We start from the raw sequence: 14156 nt of genomic DNA, 5'->3' as shown, positions 1-14156 counted from the left end.
AGACACCCATCGGCCTTGCGCCGCGCTGACAGGTGTCTCGACTGCGCTCGACACGAACGGATATGGGAGTGTTGCGGGTTTATGGCACGCCGCTCTAATCCCCCCGTGTGTCCCCGCGAAGGCGGGGACCCAGGGCGCCGACACTCGACCTTGCGGGTTCACGCTCTGGCCCCGCACCGTCGCGGGGCCGCGCCACCCTGACGGGCAGCGCGGCTTCACCCTCGTCGAAATGCTCGTCGCGCTGTCGCTTTTCGCTGCGATCGCGGCGATCGGGGTCGGCCTGCTCCGCAGCAGCGTCGATACGCAGGATGCGGTGCAGGCGCGGCTCCAGGCGATGAGCGGGACCAACCGGCTGCGCGCGGTGATGGCGAACGATCTTGCGCAGGCGGTGCAGCGCTCGACGCGCGGCCCGGCAGGGGAGGCGGTGCCCGCCTTCCTCGGATCGGCGACCGGCTTCGCCTTCGTCCACGCCGGGGCGGCCGCCCACGACGGCGCGCCGCGGCCTTCGGTCGAGCGCGTCGGCTATGCGCTGGTCGGCGGCGAGTGGCGCCGCGCCGTTCAGCCGATGCTAGACGGCGCGGCGCTTCCCGAAGGCGACCGGCTGGTGGGCGACGTGACGGGCCTCACGATCCGCTATCGCGGCGACGACGGAGCCTGGTCGGAAAGCTGGACGTCGGAGCCCGGCGACCGCCTGCCGCGCGCGGTCGAGGTGCGGCTGACCCGCACCGGCCGCGCCCCGCTGACCATGGCCTTTCTGGTCGCGCCGACCATGCCGCCGCCGCCGGTTCCGGCGGAGATCGCGCCATGAAGCGGCGCCGGGAGGAACGCGGCGCCGCGCTGCTCAGCGTGCTGCTGCTCGTCGCGGTGATGGCGGTGATCGCCGCGACCGCGCTCGATCGGCTGACGCTGGCGACGCGCATCGCGGGCAGCGCCGCCACGGTCGATCAGGGGCGCGCCTATGCCTTCGCCGCCGAACAGATCGCGCTGCGCCGCGTCGCCGACCTCGTGGCGCGTGACCCGGCGAAGCTGACGCTTGCGGGCGGTTGGCTCGGCCGCGATTTCGATCTGCCGCTGCCCGGCGGCGCGGGAACGGCGCGGCTCACCGATGCCGCCAATTGTTTCAACCTCAACAGCCTCGCGGCTGAGACGATGCCGGGCCGGCTCAGCCAGCGGCCCGGCGCTGTCGCGCAGTTCGCGGAGCTGATGGCGCTGCTCGGCATCGATCGCGGCGAAGCGCAGGCGGTCGCCGCCGCGACCGCCGACTGGATCGACAGCGACGCCAACGAAGCGCCGCTCGGCGCCGAGGACGGCGCCTATCGCGCGATGCCGACGCCCTACCTCGCCGCCAACCGCAAGATGGCGGACAGCAGCGAGTTGCGCGCCGTGCGCGGGGTCACGCCAAAGCTCTATGCACGGCTGCGGCCGTGGATATGCGCGCTACCGGTCGCCGAGCCGGTGAAGATCAACGTCAACACGCTGCGGCCCGAACAGGCGCCGCTGGTCGCGATGCTGGTCCCCGGCCAGATCGGGGTCGCGGACGTGCGGGCGGCGCTGGCGGCACGCCCCGCCGACGGCTATGGCAGCAGCGAGCGATTCTGGAATGCGCCGTCGCTCGCGCGGATCGACCCGCCGCAGGATGCCGCCGCGCAGGTGGGCGTCGGCAGCCGCTGGCTGATGCTGCGGACGCAGGTGACGATGGGGGATGGGGTGCTGACGGCCAATGCGCTTATCGATGCCCACGGCGGCGCACCCGTGGCGGGGGCGGTCCCGCCGGCGATCGTGCGCCGCGACTGGGGCGAGAGCGACTGAGATGGCGCGCACGCTGCTCCTCTGGCTGCCGCGCATCGCGGCGCTTGGCGACCGATCGGCGTCGCCTCCGGCCTGGCTGCGGGTCGACGACGGCGTGATCGTCGATTCGGGGCAGGACGAAGGCTGGGTCGACGCGTGGGAACGGAGCGGGGAGCATAGGGGAGAGGCGGGCGAAGACGACCGGCTGATCGCGCTCGCGCCCGCCGCCGATGCGCCGCTTCGCTGGCTCTCCTATTCCGACGCGGCGCCGGCGCAGGCCGCCGCGGCCGCCCGGATCGACGCGCTGCGCGACAGTCTGGGCGATGCAGCGGCGCTGCACATCGTCGCCGGCGAACCGGTCGAGGCGGGGCAGGTGGTGCCGGTGGCGACCACCACCCATGCCGCGATGCGGGTGTGGACCGGCTGGCTCGAAGCGCAAGGGCTGGCGCCCGCCGCGATCCTGCCCGCCGCGGCGCTGGTCCCGCCGCCCGAGGCCGACGCGCTCTGGCTCGCCGAAGTCGGCGGCGAACGGATCATCCGCACGCCCGACCGCGCCTATGCTTCCGATCCGGAGATCGACCCGCTGATCGCCGCCGGGCGAACGATCGCGCCGCTCGATGCAGGCCGGATGCAACAGGCGCTGCTGCTGTCGCTCGCCGCGCCCGCGCTCGACCTGCTCAGCGGGGCGTGGAAGCCGAAGCGCCGCTGGGCGGTCGATCCGGGGCTCTTGCGTCTCGCCGGGCGGGGGCTGCTCGCGCTGCTTCTCGTCAGCGTGGCGATTCCGGTCGTGCACGCCGTCCGGCTGGCGTCCGACACAAGGCGCGCCGATGCTGCGGCCGTCGCGGCGGCGAAGCAGGCGGGGATCGCCGCGCCCGACGCCTCGGCCGCGGAGGCGGAGATCGACCGGCGCCTCGCCGGGGCGGGGGGCGGCCCGCTGGCCTTTTCGGTGCCCGCCTCCGCGCTCTACGACGCGATGCGCGATGTTCCGGGGGTGACGCTGCGCACGCTGGCCCACCGCACCGACGGCACGCTGACGACGACGCTCGCCGCGCCGCGTATCGACGACGTCAACCAGGTCCTCCTCGCGCTCCAGGCTCGCGGCTATCGCATCACCGCGCAGCCGATGGCGGGCACCGACGGGCAGCAGATGGCCAATGTGACGATCCGGGCGGTGCCATGAGAGAAAGCGTGCAAAACTGGTGGGCGGGGTTGACGCAGCGCGAGCGCTGGCTGGTCGGCATCGCCGTCGTGCTGGCGTTTGCGGTGCTGCTGTGGGCGCTCGCGCGGCCCGCCTATGCCGCGTTCGTCGATCTGGACACCGCGCATCGCGCTGCGGTCGAGCGCGAAGGGCGCGTCGCGGCCAAGGTGCGGCTGCTTTCGCGGCGCCCGGCCTCATCGGTCGCGGCGGCGGTCGATGCGGCATCGATCGACCAGTATCTGGCGCAGTCGGCGGGCGAGATCGGCCTGACGCTCGATCGCAACGAGGCGCGCGGGGCGCGGCAGGCGACGATCGCGATCGCCACGGCGAAGGCCCCCGTGCTGATCGACTGGCTCGCCGCGCTCGAGGCGCAGGGGTTCGTGATCGATCAACTCAGCATCACCCCCGCCGCCGACGGCACCGTCGGCATGACCGCCGACCTCAGAAAGGGCGGCCGGTGACCGGTGGACGCAGGCGCTGGATCGCGGCGGCGGTGCTGTTCGCGCTGTTGCTGATCGGTGCGACCTTTCCGCTGCGGCTCGCGCTGGGACTGGCGGGGGCGGATGATGCCGGGATCGCGGCGCGTGAGGTGCGCGGGTCGATCTGGTCGGGGACGCTGATCGACGCGCGGCTCGGCGTCCTGCCGCTCGGCACGGTGCGCGCCAGCCTGTCGCCGCTCGCGTTGCTGACGGGACGGATCGAACTCGCCTTTTCGCGCAGCGACGAACGGCTCGGCGCGCTGGCGGGGCGGCTCCACGGCAGCGATCCGCGCGGGCTGTCGGGGGTCGACGGCGTGACGAGCGTGTCGGGCGGACTGGGCGCGATTCCCGTCGATACGCTGCGCTTCGAGGGCGCGACCGTCCGCTTCGGAGCCGATGGCCGCTGCGTCGAAGCGGGAGGACGATTGCAACTGTCGGTCGCGGCCCCCATCGCCGGCCTCGACCTGTCGCGTGGCCTGTCGGGCCCGCTCACCTGCGCGGACGGCCGCGCGCAGGCGGCGCTGTCGAGCCAGTCGGGGATGGAGCGGCTGACGCTGTCGTTCGACGGCAGCGGCGCGTATCGCGCGGCGTTCGCGATCAATGTCGATCGCGACCCGGCGATGGCGGCGGCGCTCGGCGCGCTGGGATTCAAGCCCGGACCGGACGGGTTCCGGCTCGCGACCAGCGGCCGGTTCTGAGGATCGGTGGCCGACATCATCCTTGCCGCGGCGATCGGGCTGATCTGGGGCAGCTTCATCGCGACGCTGGTGCTGCGCTGGCCCGCCGGGCGATCGGTGCGCGGGCGGTCGTGTTGCGATGCGTGCGGGCAGACGCTCGGTGTTCGCGACCTGGTGCCGCTGCTGTCGGCGCTGGCGCAGCGCGGGCGGTGCCGATATTGTGGCGCGGCGATCGATCCCTTTCACGCCCGCGTCGAACTCGGCGCCGCGACGATCGGTGTTGTTGCGCTGGCGATAGTGCCCGGACCGGTCGGATGGCTCTGGGCGGCGTTCGGCTGGCTGCTGCTGCCGCTCGCGCTGCTCGATGCGCGGCATCTCTGGCTTCCCGACAGGCTGAACGCCGTGCTCGCCGCGGTCGGTCTGCTCTTTGCCGGGCCGATGCTGGGGACGAGCCTGCTCGACCGCTGGATCGGCGCGCTGGCCGGCGGGCTCGCGCTGGCGCTGCTCGGCTGGAGCTATCGCCGCCTGCGCGGCGGCGAAGGGATGGGCGGCGGCGATCCCAAGCTGGTCGCGGCGATCGGCTGCTGGATCGGCTGGCAGGCGCTGCCGCTGATGCTGCTTCTCGCCAGCCTGTCCGGGTTGGTCTGGACGCTGGCGACGCAAGGAAAAGGGGACCGGCCGCTGGCGTTTCGGCGGGTCCCCTTCGGTCTGTTCGCGTGCATCGCGGCCTTCGCCGCGGTGCCGCTGTGGCTCTGGCTCAGCGGCCGATGACCACCGTCACCGCGCGGCGGTTCTGCGCCCAGGCTTCCTCGTTCGACCCGAGCGCCGCCGGGCGCTCCTTGCCATAGCTGATGACCTGGATGCGCGACGGATCGACACCCAGCGAGGCGAGATAATTCTTCGCGGCATTGGCGCGGCGCTCGCCCAGCGCGATGTTGTAGTCGCGGGTGCCGCGCTCGTCGGCATGGCCTTCCAGCGTCACGCGCACCGCCGGGTTGCGCTGGAGCCACTGCGCCTGGCTCTGCAGCGTCGCCTGATCCTCGGCATCGACATTATACTGGTCGAAGCCGAAGAAGATGCGGTCGGAGGTGACGCTGGCGACGAAATCTTCCTGCGATCCGGGGACGACGCCGGTGCCGGTATTGGTGCCGGTGTCGGTTCCGGTGCCTTCGGGCGCGGGGGGGAGTTCCTTCGGCGGCTTCGGCGAGCAGGCGCCGACAGCAAGCATGGTGATCGCCGCGATCATCGCGGTGCTTTTGCGTATCGTCATGTCTTCTGTCCTCTTGTTGTTGTGGTCCGTCGTCGTTTCGCGAGGGATTAACCCATGTTGCACGCGATAATGCAACCCCAGCCCCCCGCTTTGGTTCCGATTGGATCAGGGCAGGATCGGCCCCCAGCTCGGGTCCGATCCGTCCTGCGGCGTCGGCAGGCGGCGCAGGTTCACGCCGGTCAGGTCGACCTGCCACAGCGTCGACTTGCCTTCGCGGCCCGCCGTGGTGCGGAAGAACTGGATGACGCGCCCGTTCGGCGACCAGGTCGGCGCCTCGTCCTGCCAGCTGTTGGTCAACATGCGGACGCCGCCGCCGGTCGGGGTCATCACGCCGATGCGGAATTCGCCGCCGCCCATGCGGGTGAAGGCGATCAGGTCGCCGCGCGGCGACCATTCGGGGGTGGCGTAGCGCCCGCCGCCGAAGCTGATCCGCTGCTGGTTCGATCCGTCGATGTTCATCGTGTAGAGCTGCTGGCTGCCCGACCGGTCGCTTTCGAACACGATCTTCTTGCCGTCGGGCGAAAAGCTGCCGCCGACGTCGATGCCCGGCGTCGTGGTCAGCCGCACCGGCGTGCCGCCCTCGGCCGAGACGCGATAGATGTCGGTATTGCCGCCGACCGCCATCGAATAGAGGATCTGCCTGCCGTCGGGCGACCAGCGCGGGGCGAAGGTCGCGTTACCGCTTTCGGTCACCAGCTTCTGCGTCCCCGCCGCGACATCGTAGATGAAGACGCGGACGCGGTTGTTCAGATAGCTGACATAGACGATCTTCTTGTAATCGGGCGAGAAGCGCGGGCTGATCGCGAGCGCCTGGCCGTTGGTGATGAAGCGGTGGTTGCCGCCGTCCGAATCCATGATCGCGAGCCGCTTGATGCGGTTCCCCTTCGGACCGCTCTCGGCAATGTAGGCGACACGGCTGTCGAAGAAGGGCGATTCGCCCGACAGGCGCGAATAGATGGCGTCGGCGCATTTATGCGCGGCGCGGCGCCAGTCGGCGGGCTGGATCTCGAACCCCTGCCGCACCAGCTCGCTGCCGAGTTCGGTGTCGTAGAGATAGCAGCCGACGACGAAGCCGCCGGTGCCGGTCGCGCGCACGAAGCCGTGCACGACATTCTCGGCATTTCGCGCCTTCCAGTCGGCGAAGCGCGGTGCGGTGACCTCTGCCATGCCGATCGCGCGGACGCTGCCGGGGCCGAGCGGCGCATAAAGGCCGCTACGCTCGAGGTCGTCGGCGATCACCTTCGCGATGTCGCGGCCCAGATTGTCGGTGCGCAGCCCGGCGACCGTCGTCACCGCGGGCGTCGCGAAGGCGGGCACCGCGATCACCGTGCGCTCCTGCGAAAGCTGGCCCTCGATCGTCTCGCGCGGTTCGGTCTGGGTGACGGCGGGCGCGGTGGGGGCGCTCGCATCCTGCGCCTGCGCGGCGATCGGCGCGGCGGTGAGCAGCAGGGCGAGCGAAAGCGTGGTGCGAAAGGACATCTCTCTCTACCTTTTGATGAAATCGAGCGTGTAATTCTGCCAGAAGCTGTAATTTTCGGTCGGCAGGTCGAAGGGGGCGGCGAGTTCGACGGCGCGTTTCGCGCATTCCTGGTGCCGCTGGACCTGGAACTTGTTGCTGTCGTTCTCGCCGGTCGTGGTGACGCTGGTGAAACCCGCGAGCGCGCCCGATTCGGTCAGCCGGAACTTGACCACCGTCTTGAGCTGGTCGACGTCGACCCCCGACACGCGGCAGCCGTTCCAGCGCGGCGCGACCGCCGACTTGATGCTGACGTCGATCGACCGGCGCACCTCGGCCGCGGTCGCCGCGGCGGGCGCGCCCTTGCTCGCCGGCGCCTTGGGCTGCGACTTGGCAAGCCCGTCGACGATGCCGTCGAGGCGCCCGGTCGGGCCGCTGGTCTGTTTCTTCGGCGGTGCCTTGGGCGCGGGCTTGGGTTTCGGTTTCTCGGCGGCGGGGGGCGCCTTCTTCGGTGGCGCCGGAACGGGCTTCGCCACCTGCTTGGGCGCTGGTGCGGGCGTTGGGCGAACGATCGGTTCGGGTTCCGGCGGCGCGGGCACCGGCTCGGGCGGGGCGGCGATGTCGGTCGCATCCTCTTCGCCCAGCCGCGCGGCGGGCGGGGTTTCGGCGATCACCGGCGCGGTCGATTGCGGCGCCGTCTCCGCGATCAGATCGACCTCCATCGGCGGATTGTCGAAGCGCCGGTCGCCCGCGGTCCACTGGATCGACAGCAGGCCGATGACGAGCAGGTGCAGCGCCACCGCGATGGCGATGCCGTGCCTTTCCATGCCCCTTGGTGCCTGTGCCGCAGCCATGCCTCGTGCCTATTGCCCGCTGTCTGAACCGTCGGTGACCGTCGCGGCGGGTGCGGCGTCCGACGATCCGGTCGTGACCAGCGCGATGCGCGACAGGCCGGCGCGGTTGAGCTCGCCCATCACGCGCATCACCCGGCCATAATCGAGCCCCTTGTCGGCGCGCAGCATGATCTGGCGGGGGCGTTCCTTGCTGCGATCCTCGCGTGCGATGACCTCCAGCCGCGCGGGCAGGTCGGCCTCGGCCACCGCCTGGTCGCCGATATAGATGGTGTCGTCGGCGCCGATCGACAGCTGCACCGGCTCCTGCTCCTCGGTCTCGACCGGCTTCGCCCGGCTTTCGGGCAGGTCGATCGGCACCGCGGAGGCGAGCAGCGGCGCGGTGATCATGAAGATGATCAGCAGCACCAGCATCACGTCGACGAGCGGGGTGACGTTGATCTCCGACATCGGCGCGCGGCGTCCGCCGCGTCCGCGCCGCCGGCCGCCGGCGCCACCCGAAGGGCCGCTCATCGCCATCAGCCCTCGACCTCCAGTTCGCGGCTGAAGGTTGCGTGCAGCCCGTCGGCGAAGCGGCCGAGCCGCGATTCGAGCCGGTTCAGCCGCTGCGAGAAGGCGTTGTAGGCAATCACCGCCGGAATCGCCGCGAACAGGCCGATCGCGGTCGCGAACAGCGCCTCGGCGATGCCGGGCGCGACGACGGCGAGGCTGCTGTTGTTCTCGGCCGCGATCGCGGTGAAACTGCGCATGATGCCCCAGACGGTGCCGAACAGCCCGACGAACGGCGCGACCGCCCCGATGGTGGCGAGCGGGCCGATCTTCTCGGCCAGCCGGTCGACCTCACCCTCGACCGACGCGTTCATCGCGACGCCCAGCCGTTCGCGCGTGCCTTCGCGGTCGACGGTCTTGCCCGCGGTCGAACGACGCCACTCGCTGATCCCAGCTGACAGCACCTTGGCGCTCGGCAGTTCCTCGCGGCCGTTTTCGTCATAGAATTTGTCGATGTTGCCCGCGCGCCAGAAATCGCGCTCGAAGCGTTCGGAGGCGCGCATCATCTTGCCGACGCTGCGGCCGTGGCCGATGATCACCGCCCAGACATAGACGGATGCGGCGAGCAGGCCGATCATCACCGCCTTGACTATGATGTCGGCCTGCAGGAACAGCGCCACGGGGGACAATGTCGCCGCGTCGGCGGCCAGCTTGATATTGTCTAGCAAGGGATGGTCTCTCCATTCATGATGGCGGTGAAGCGGTCGGCCCAGCCCGCGGGCTGGCGGCGCGGCCGGCCCTCGGGCGACAGGAAGGCGGCGGTGACGTGTCCGTTGGTTAACTCGTCCGGACCGCGAAGGATGCGCTGCGCGATGACGACGCTGGCGCCGCGCACCGCCTCGACCGTGCTGACGACGAGCAGGTCGTCGTCGAGCTTCGCGGGGCGGCGATATCGGATGGCAAGGTCGGTGACCGCCCATGTGCCTTCGCCGCCCTCCATCGCCGCGCGCTGGTCGATGCCGGCGATACGCAGCATGTCCGATCGCGCGCGCTCCATATAGCGCAGGTAATTGGCGTGATAGACGATGCCGCTCAGGTCGGTGTCCTCGAAATAGACGCGCACGCGATAATGATGCGCGGCCCCCACGAAAGCGCCGGGGATGAAGGGTGGCGGAACATCGACCATCGACAGACCGATAGCGGGTGCTCGACTCGTCGCAAACCCCCGTTTCGCAATTCGTCGCAGGTCCGCGGCATTTGATGGGGAAAGCGGCGGTTCGGCCCCCTATTTTCCCTGGTCGAACAGCCCGTCCTGCGTCCCGGCGGGCGGGTTGAGCCCCAGATGCTTCCACGCGCTGGCGTTGAGCATCCGTCCGCGCGCGGTGCGGGCGATCAACCCGATCTGGAGCAGATAGGGCTCGATGACGTCCTCGATCGTGTCGCGCGGCTCGGACAGGCCCGCCGCGAGCGTGTCGGCCCCCACCGGCCCGCCGCGATAGATGTCGGCGATCATCGTCAGATAGCGGCGGTCCATTGCGTCGAGCCCCAGCGCATCGACCTCCAGCCGGTTGAGCGCGGCGTCCGCCACCTTCGCGTCGACCGTCGGCGCACCGGCGACGGCGGCGAAATCGCGCACCCGGCGCAGCAGCCGCCCGGCGATGCGCGGCGTCCCGCGCGAACGCTTCGCGATCTCGAGCGCGCCGTCGGACGCGATGCCGAGACCGAGCAGCCGTGCGGCGCGGCCGATCACCTGTTCGAGTTCGGCATGCGTGTAGAAATTGAGCCGCACCGGGATGCCGAAGCGGTCGCGCAGCGGCGTCGTCAGCAGGCCCTGCCGCGTCGTCGCGCCGACCAGCGTGAATTTCGGCAGGTCGATCCGTACCGACCGCGCCGACGGCCCTTCGCCGATCATGATGTCGAGCGCGCGGTCCTCCATCGCCGGATAGAGGATTTCCTCGACCGCGGGCGCGAGCCGGTGGATCTCGTCGATGAACAGGACGTCGCCGTCCTCCAGATTGGTGAGCAGCGCCGCGAGGTCGCCCGCCTTCGCGATCACCGGGCCGGAGGTGGAGCGGAAGCCGACGCCGAGCTCGCGCGCGACGATCTGCGCCAGCGTCGTCTTGCCCAGCCCCGGCGGCCCGAAGAAGAGCACATGGTCGAGCGCATCCGACCGCGCCTTCGCCGCCTCGATGAAGATGCGCAGATTCTCGCGCGCCGCCGCCTGCCCGACGAACTCGGCGAGCGACCTGGGCCGCAGCGCGGCGTCGGCGTCCTCGGGGGTGCGCGTGGGGGTGGTGAGGGCCGGCTCAGTCATAACGCTCTATTGTCTCGCCGATGATCGAAACCCAAGGCTCCATCCGCTCTTCGTAAACCGAATATTGCAATTCGAACCCGTGGCCCGGCTCGAAATTGCCGAGGGACACGGCGCAGGTGTCCGGATCCGGGCGGTTGCGGAACCAAAGGGTGGAGCCGCATTCGCCGCAGAAGAAGAAGTCGGCGACGTTGCCGCTGTCGCCCGCCTGCTGCCACATCTTCGCCTCGCCCTCGGTGCGGACGCGGTCGGCGGGGAAGCGGGCCTGCGCGGCAAAGGCGCTGCCGCTGCGCGCCTTGCAGTTGCGGCAATGGCATACCGACACGCGCACCGGCTCGCCGGTGCAGGTGATGCGGAGCTGGCCGCAGCGGCAGGCGGCGTGGCGGACCACTTCGGTCATTTCGCCGCCTTCTTGAGCGCGGTCCGCACCAGCGCGTCGAGCGAGGCGCCTGCTCCCAGTTCCTCGCTGGCCGCCGCGACCGCGGTGCTCGCCTCGCCCGGCTTGAAGCCGAGGCCAGTGAGCGCGGCGACGGCGTCGCCGAGCGGGCCGGATGTGGCGGACAGGGTGGGATTCGAACCCCCGGCGATCCCGCCGAGCGCCCCCGCCTTGTCCTTCAGTTCATGCGTGATGCGCTGCGCGAGCTTCGGCCCGACGCCGTTGGCGCGCGCGACCATTGCGCTGTCGCCGGTGGCGAGCGCGCGTTGCAGGTCGCCGATTTCCAGCGCCGACAGGATCGCGAGCGCGACCTTGGCACCGACGCCCTGGACGCTGGTCAGCAGGCGGAACCAGTCGCGTTCCTCGGCGCGCGCGAAGCCCAGCAGGCGCAGGAAATCCTCGCCGACCAGCATTTCGGTGTGGACGGTCACGTCGCCGCCGACCGGGCCGAGCGCGTCCAACGTGCGTGCCGACGCCTCGACCAGCCAGCCGACGCCGCCGACGTCGATCACCGCATGGCCCGCGCCGCTGCTGTCCAGTTTTCCGGTGAGTTTCGCGATCATGTCCCGTGCCTAGCGCGACGGGAATGAAAAGGGAACATCTATGCTGTGGGCGTGGGCGTGAAACCATCAAACGCGCGGCCGGTGGTTGGCATGGCAGATCGCCACCGCCAGCGCATCGGCCGCGTCGGCGCCCGCGACCTTCGCGCCGGGGAGCAGCACGCGCAGCATCGCCTGCACCTGTTCCTTCGCCGCGCCGCCGGTGCCGACGATCGCCTTCTTGACGAGCCGCGGCGCATATTCCGCTACCGGCAGGCCGCCGCGCGCGCAGGCGAGCAGCGCGACGCCGCGTGCGTGCGCGAGCTTCAGCGTCGATTGCGGATTGTCGTTGACGAACACCTCCTCGACCGCGGCCTGGGCAGGTGCGTGATCGGCGATCACCGCCGCGAGCGCGGTGTCGAGATGTGCGAGGCGGTCGGGCAGGGCGGCCCTGGCGTCGGTCTTGACCTGCCCGTTGGCGACATGGCTGATCCGGCTGCCTTCGACGCGGATGACGCCCCAGCCGGTGCAACTGAGCGACGGATCGAGGCCGAGGATGATCACCGACATTCCTCTCCCCTTGGGGGAGAGGATAGGGAGGCTTGCCAGCTTGTCTGGCTAGCCGGACTTGGTGAGGGAGTGCGGCGGAGGCATGCCCTCACCCAGCTGCGACTAGCGGGCAAAGCCCGCAAGTCTCCGCATCCCTCTCCCCCAAGGGGAGAGGGAACGATCACCCCAGTTTCTCCAGCACCGCGTCGGGAATCTCGTAATTGCCCCAGACGGTCTGCACGTCGTCGTCGTCGTCGAGCGTATCGATCAGCCTGAACAGCGTCTGCGCGGTCGCCTCGTCGGCGATCTCGCTCCTGATCGTCGGGCGCCACGCGAGCTTCACGCTCTCGGCCTCGCCCAGCTTCGCCTCGATCGCCTTGGCGACCTCGTGCAGGGCGTCGACGCTGGTCCAGATTTCGTGGCCGTCCTCGGACGACTCGACATCGTCGGCGCCGGCGTCGAGCGCGGCTTCGAACACCGTGTCGGCGTCGCCCGCGCTTGCCGGATAGGTGATCTGGCCGAGCCGGTCGAAACCGTGGCTGACGCTGCCGCTGGTGCCGAGGTTGCCGCCGTTCTTGCTGAAGGCGGTGCGGACGTTGGTCGCGGTGCGGTTGCGGTTGTCGGTCAGCGCCTCGACGATCAGCGAGACGCCGCCGGGGCCATAGCCTTCGTAGCGGATTTCCTCGTAATTCTCGCCGTCGCCGCCCGATGCCTTGTCGATCGCGCGCTGGATATTGTCCTTGGGCATCGACTGCGCCTTGGCCGCGTTGACCGCGGCGCGCAGGCGGGCGTTGGCGTCGGGGTCGGGCAGGCCCATCTTCGCCGCGACGGTGATTTCGCGCGCGAGCTTGGAGAAGAGGGCGCTGCGCTTCTTGTCCTGCGCGCCCTTGCGATACATGATGTTCTTGAATTTGCTATGGCCGGCCACAGCCTACCTCCATCGATATGGAAAATGTGGCGTCGCCCCTAGCGTGAACGGCTTTTCGAGACAACCGCCGCGTCAGAGGACGACCGCGGTCCCGCTCGCCGACACCATCAGCATCGACCCGTTCTGGCCGAGCACTTCATAGTCGATGTCGACGCCGACCACCGCATTGCCGCCGAGCTTCGCCGCTTCGGCCTCCATCTCGCCCAGCGCTTCCTTGCGCGCGCGGGCGAGGACGTCCTCATATTTGCCCGAGCGGCCGCCGACGATGTCGGTGATGCTGGCGAACAGGTCGCGGAAGATGTTTGCGCCGACGATCACCTCGCCGGTGACGATGCCCAGATATTCGCGGACCGGACGGCCCTCGACTGTGTTGGTGGTGGTGCTGAACATAACCATGAACCCTCCATCAAATCCGTTCGGGCTGAGCTTGTCGAAGCCCCGTCCTTGTTTTCCATGCTTAAAGAAAAGAACGGCCCCCTTCGACTGCCTTGCAGGCGCTCAGGACAGGCTTCGACAAGCTCAGGGCGAACGGGAGAGAGTGATATGGGCCGTCCTCAGTCGATCCCGAGCGCCGATTTATAGACGTCGAGGATGGCTTCCATCTCCTTGCGGTCGTGCACCGGCATTTTGCGCAGACGGACGATCTGGCGCATGATCTTGGGGTCGTAACCCTGCGATTTCGCTTCGAGATAGACGTCGCGGATATCGTCGGCGATGCCTTTCTTCTCTTCCTCCAGCCGCTCGACGCGCTCGATGAAAAGGCGCAGTTGTTGGTCGGCAGTGGTGGCTTCGCTCATGTCATGCTCCGCTGGATGGGTTGGATGGGGCGGCGAGAATCGCCTCGGCGGCTCCCCTAGAGCATTTTCCAGTCAGGTGGAATCACCTGACGATTCAGAAAATGCGGAAGAACAGGAATCCGGAGCGATCCGATGTAATCGGATCCGCCGCTCTATGGTCTGCGGGGATTCGGATTTCGGCACGCTGCCTCATCCGTTCGTCATGCTGAACTCGTTTCAGCATCCATGACCGGACCTTCCCTTTTGTGCCGCCTTTCATTCGAGCGCAGACCATGGACCCCCGGATCGGGTCCGGGGCAGGCTCTGAAACAAGTTCGCAATTATCCCCTTCCGACAGGTGAGCGTTCCCCGGCGAAAGCCGGGGTCCAGATGGCACAGCGCTGCCTCG

19 protein-coding genes are annotated in these 14156 nt (G+C 69.7%); 6 read left to right on the top strand and 13 right to left on the bottom strand.

The annotated features are described in order from the left end of the window. The 6 genes from gspJ to ABS88_RS19415 form a co-directional block, all read left to right on the top strand. A partial coding sequence (gspJ, locus tag ABS88_RS19440) for a type II secretion system minor pseudopilin GspJ (protein WP_286750319.1) occupies nt 1–808 on the top strand: 808 nt, incomplete at its 5' end. Beyond that, nucleotides 805–1809, top strand: coding sequence for a type II secretion system minor pseudopilin GspK (gene gspK / locus ABS88_RS19435; RefSeq protein WP_076074263.1), 1005 nt, complete (start codon nt 805–807; stop codon nt 1807–1809). The genes gspJ and gspK, both read left to right, overlap by 4 nt. 1 nt (nt 1810) lies before the next feature. Beyond that, nucleotides 1811–2968 carry a type II secretion system protein GspL gene (gene gspL / locus ABS88_RS19430; RefSeq protein ID WP_076074264.1) on the top strand — a complete coding sequence of 386 codons (1158 nt, stop codon included), beginning with the start codon at nt 1811–1813 and terminating at the stop codon, nt 2966–2968. An 8-nt stretch (nt 2969–2976) separates the two neighbouring features. After that, nucleotides 2977–3447 (top strand): type II secretion system protein GspM, encoded by a 471-nt coding sequence (gene gspM / locus ABS88_RS19425; protein WP_234002569.1) that lies wholly within the window; start codon nt 2977–2979, stop codon nt 3445–3447. Further along, nucleotides 3444–4163: a type II secretion system protein N gene (gene gspN / locus ABS88_RS19420; RefSeq protein ID WP_076074269.1), complete on the top strand. Its 720-nt coding sequence runs from the start codon at nt 3444–3446 to the stop codon at nt 4161–4163. Before gspM ends, gspN begins: the two co-directional genes overlap by 4 nt. A gap of 6 nt (nt 4164–4169) precedes the next feature. After that, nucleotides 4170–4913: a prepilin peptidase gene (locus ABS88_RS19415; protein ID WP_076074271.1), complete on the top strand. Its 744-nt coding sequence runs from the start codon at nt 4170–4172 to the stop codon at nt 4911–4913. Here the strand turns inward: ABS88_RS19415 and pal are convergent. The 13 genes from pal to ABS88_RS19350 all read right to left on the bottom strand — a co-directional run bounded on the left by pal (nt 4900) and on the right by ABS88_RS19350 (nt 13768). After that, nucleotides 4900–5412, bottom strand: a complete 513-nt coding sequence (gene pal, locus ABS88_RS19410; RefSeq protein ID WP_199775057.1) for a peptidoglycan-associated lipoprotein Pal — start codon at nt 5410–5412, stop codon at nt 4900–4902. The genes ABS88_RS19415 and pal overlap by 14 nt on opposite strands. Nucleotides 5413–5517: 105 nt before the next feature. Continuing rightward, nucleotides 5518–6891, bottom strand: coding sequence for a Tol-Pal system beta propeller repeat protein TolB (gene tolB, locus ABS88_RS19405; RefSeq protein ID WP_067181652.1), 1374 nt, complete (start codon nt 6889–6891; stop codon nt 5518–5520). A gap of 6 nt (nt 6892–6897) precedes the next feature. Further along, entirely contained in the window at nt 6898–7695 is a 798-nt protein-coding gene (tolA, locus tag ABS88_RS19400; RefSeq protein ID WP_243469480.1) for a cell envelope integrity protein TolA, read from the bottom strand. A 36-nt stretch (nt 7696–7731) separates the two neighbouring features. Next, the gene (tolR, locus tag ABS88_RS19395) at nt 7732–8238 is read right to left on the bottom strand and encodes a protein TolR (RefSeq protein WP_067181655.1); all 507 of its coding nucleotides are present in this window, start codon (nt 8236–8238) and stop codon (nt 7732–7734) included. Then, the gene (gene tolQ, locus ABS88_RS19390; RefSeq protein WP_076074278.1) at nt 8238–8936 is read right to left on the bottom strand and encodes a protein TolQ; all 699 of its coding nucleotides are present in this window, start codon (nt 8934–8936) and stop codon (nt 8238–8240) included. The genes tolR and tolQ overlap by 1 nt, the downstream gene beginning before the upstream one ends. Then, nucleotides 8930–9394, bottom strand: coding sequence for a YbgC/FadM family acyl-CoA thioesterase (locus tag ABS88_RS19385; protein WP_067112396.1), 465 nt, complete (start codon nt 9392–9394; stop codon nt 8930–8932). Before ABS88_RS19385 ends, tolQ begins: the two co-directional genes overlap by 7 nt. A 99-nt stretch (nt 9395–9493) precedes the next feature. Then, nucleotides 9494–10522, bottom strand: a complete 1029-nt coding sequence (gene ruvB / locus ABS88_RS19380; protein ID WP_104959354.1) for a Holliday junction branch migration DNA helicase RuvB — start codon at nt 10520–10522, stop codon at nt 9494–9496. After that, entirely contained in the window at nt 10515–10919 is a 405-nt protein-coding gene (locus ABS88_RS19375) for a GFA family protein (protein ID WP_104959355.1), read from the bottom strand. The genes ruvB and ABS88_RS19375 overlap by 8 nt, the downstream gene beginning before the upstream one ends. Then, nucleotides 10916–11518: a Holliday junction branch migration protein RuvA gene (gene ruvA / locus ABS88_RS19370; RefSeq protein ID WP_076074283.1), complete on the bottom strand. Its 603-nt coding sequence runs from the start codon at nt 11516–11518 to the stop codon at nt 10916–10918. Before ruvA ends, ABS88_RS19375 begins: the two co-directional genes overlap by 4 nt. Nucleotides 11519–11584: 66 nt before the next feature. After that, nucleotides 11585–12058, bottom strand: coding sequence for a crossover junction endodeoxyribonuclease RuvC (gene ruvC, locus ABS88_RS19365; protein ID WP_076077606.1), 474 nt, complete (start codon nt 12056–12058; stop codon nt 11585–11587). 166 nt (nt 12059–12224) lie between these two features. Continuing rightward, a complete protein-coding gene (locus ABS88_RS19360) occupies nt 12225–12971 on the bottom strand; it encodes a YebC/PmpR family DNA-binding transcriptional regulator (RefSeq protein ID WP_067112384.1) in 747 nt (248 codons plus the stop codon). A 72-nt stretch (nt 12972–13043) separates the two neighbouring features. Next, on the bottom strand, nt 13044–13361 hold the full coding sequence (locus tag ABS88_RS19355; protein ID WP_067112380.1) for a YbjQ family protein: 318 nt from the start codon (nt 13359–13361) through the stop codon (nt 13044–13046). A 164-nt stretch (nt 13362–13525) separates the two neighbouring features. Further along, nucleotides 13526–13768: a DUF2312 domain-containing protein gene (locus ABS88_RS19350; protein WP_067112377.1), complete on the bottom strand. Its 243-nt coding sequence runs from the start codon at nt 13766–13768 to the stop codon at nt 13526–13528. Nucleotides 13769–14156 lie beyond the last annotated feature (388 nt).

The organism is Sphingopyxis sp. SCN 67-31, from assembly GCF_001725095.1.
Note: the sequence above shows the minus strand (reverse complement) of the source record. Positions and strands in the feature narration are given on the sequence as shown.

What these genes read in the sequence shown, in the direction of transcription:
- ABS88_RS19375 (WP_104959355.1), bottom strand. Translation starts at nt 10,919, where the DNA reads ATGACCGAAGTGGTCCGCCACGCCGCCTGCCGCTGCGGCCAGCTCCGC.
- ruvA (WP_076074283.1), bottom strand. Translation starts at nt 11,518, where the DNA reads ATGATCGCGAAACTCACCGGAAAACTGGACAGCAGCGGCGCGGGCCAT.
- ABS88_RS19355 (WP_067112380.1), bottom strand. Translation starts at nt 13,361, where the DNA reads ATGTTCAGCACCACCACCAACACAGTCGAGGGCCGTCCGGTCCGCGAA.
- tolA (WP_243469480.1), bottom strand. Translation starts at nt 7,695, where the DNA reads ATGGAAAGGCACGGCATCGCCATCGCGGTGGCGCTGCACCTGCTCGTC.
- gspK (WP_076074263.1), top strand. Translation starts at nt 805, where the DNA reads ATGAAGCGGCGCCGGGAGGAACGCGGCGCCGCGCTGCTCAGCGTGCTG.
- tolR (WP_067181655.1), bottom strand. Translation starts at nt 8,238, where the DNA reads ATGGCGATGAGCGGCCCTTCGGGTGGCGCCGGCGGCCGGCGGCGCGGA.
- ruvB (WP_104959354.1), bottom strand. Translation starts at nt 10,522, where the DNA reads ATGACTGAGCCGGCCCTCACCACCCCCACGCGCACCCCCGAGGACGCC.
- pal (WP_199775057.1), bottom strand. Translation starts at nt 5,412, where the DNA reads ATGACGATACGCAAAAGCACCGCGATGATCGCGGCGATCACCATGCTT.
- gspL (WP_076074264.1), top strand. Translation starts at nt 1,811, where the DNA reads ATGGCGCGCACGCTGCTCCTCTGGCTGCCGCGCATCGCGGCGCTTGGC.
- tolB (WP_067181652.1), bottom strand. Translation starts at nt 6,891, where the DNA reads ATGTCCTTTCGCACCACGCTTTCGCTCGCCCTGCTGCTCACCGCCGCG.
- ABS88_RS19385 (WP_067112396.1), bottom strand. Translation starts at nt 9,394, where the DNA reads ATGGTCGATGTTCCGCCACCCTTCATCCCCGGCGCTTTCGTGGGGGCC.
- ABS88_RS19350 (WP_067112377.1), bottom strand. Translation starts at nt 13,768, where the DNA reads ATGAGCGAAGCCACCACTGCCGACCAACAACTGCGCCTTTTCATCGAG.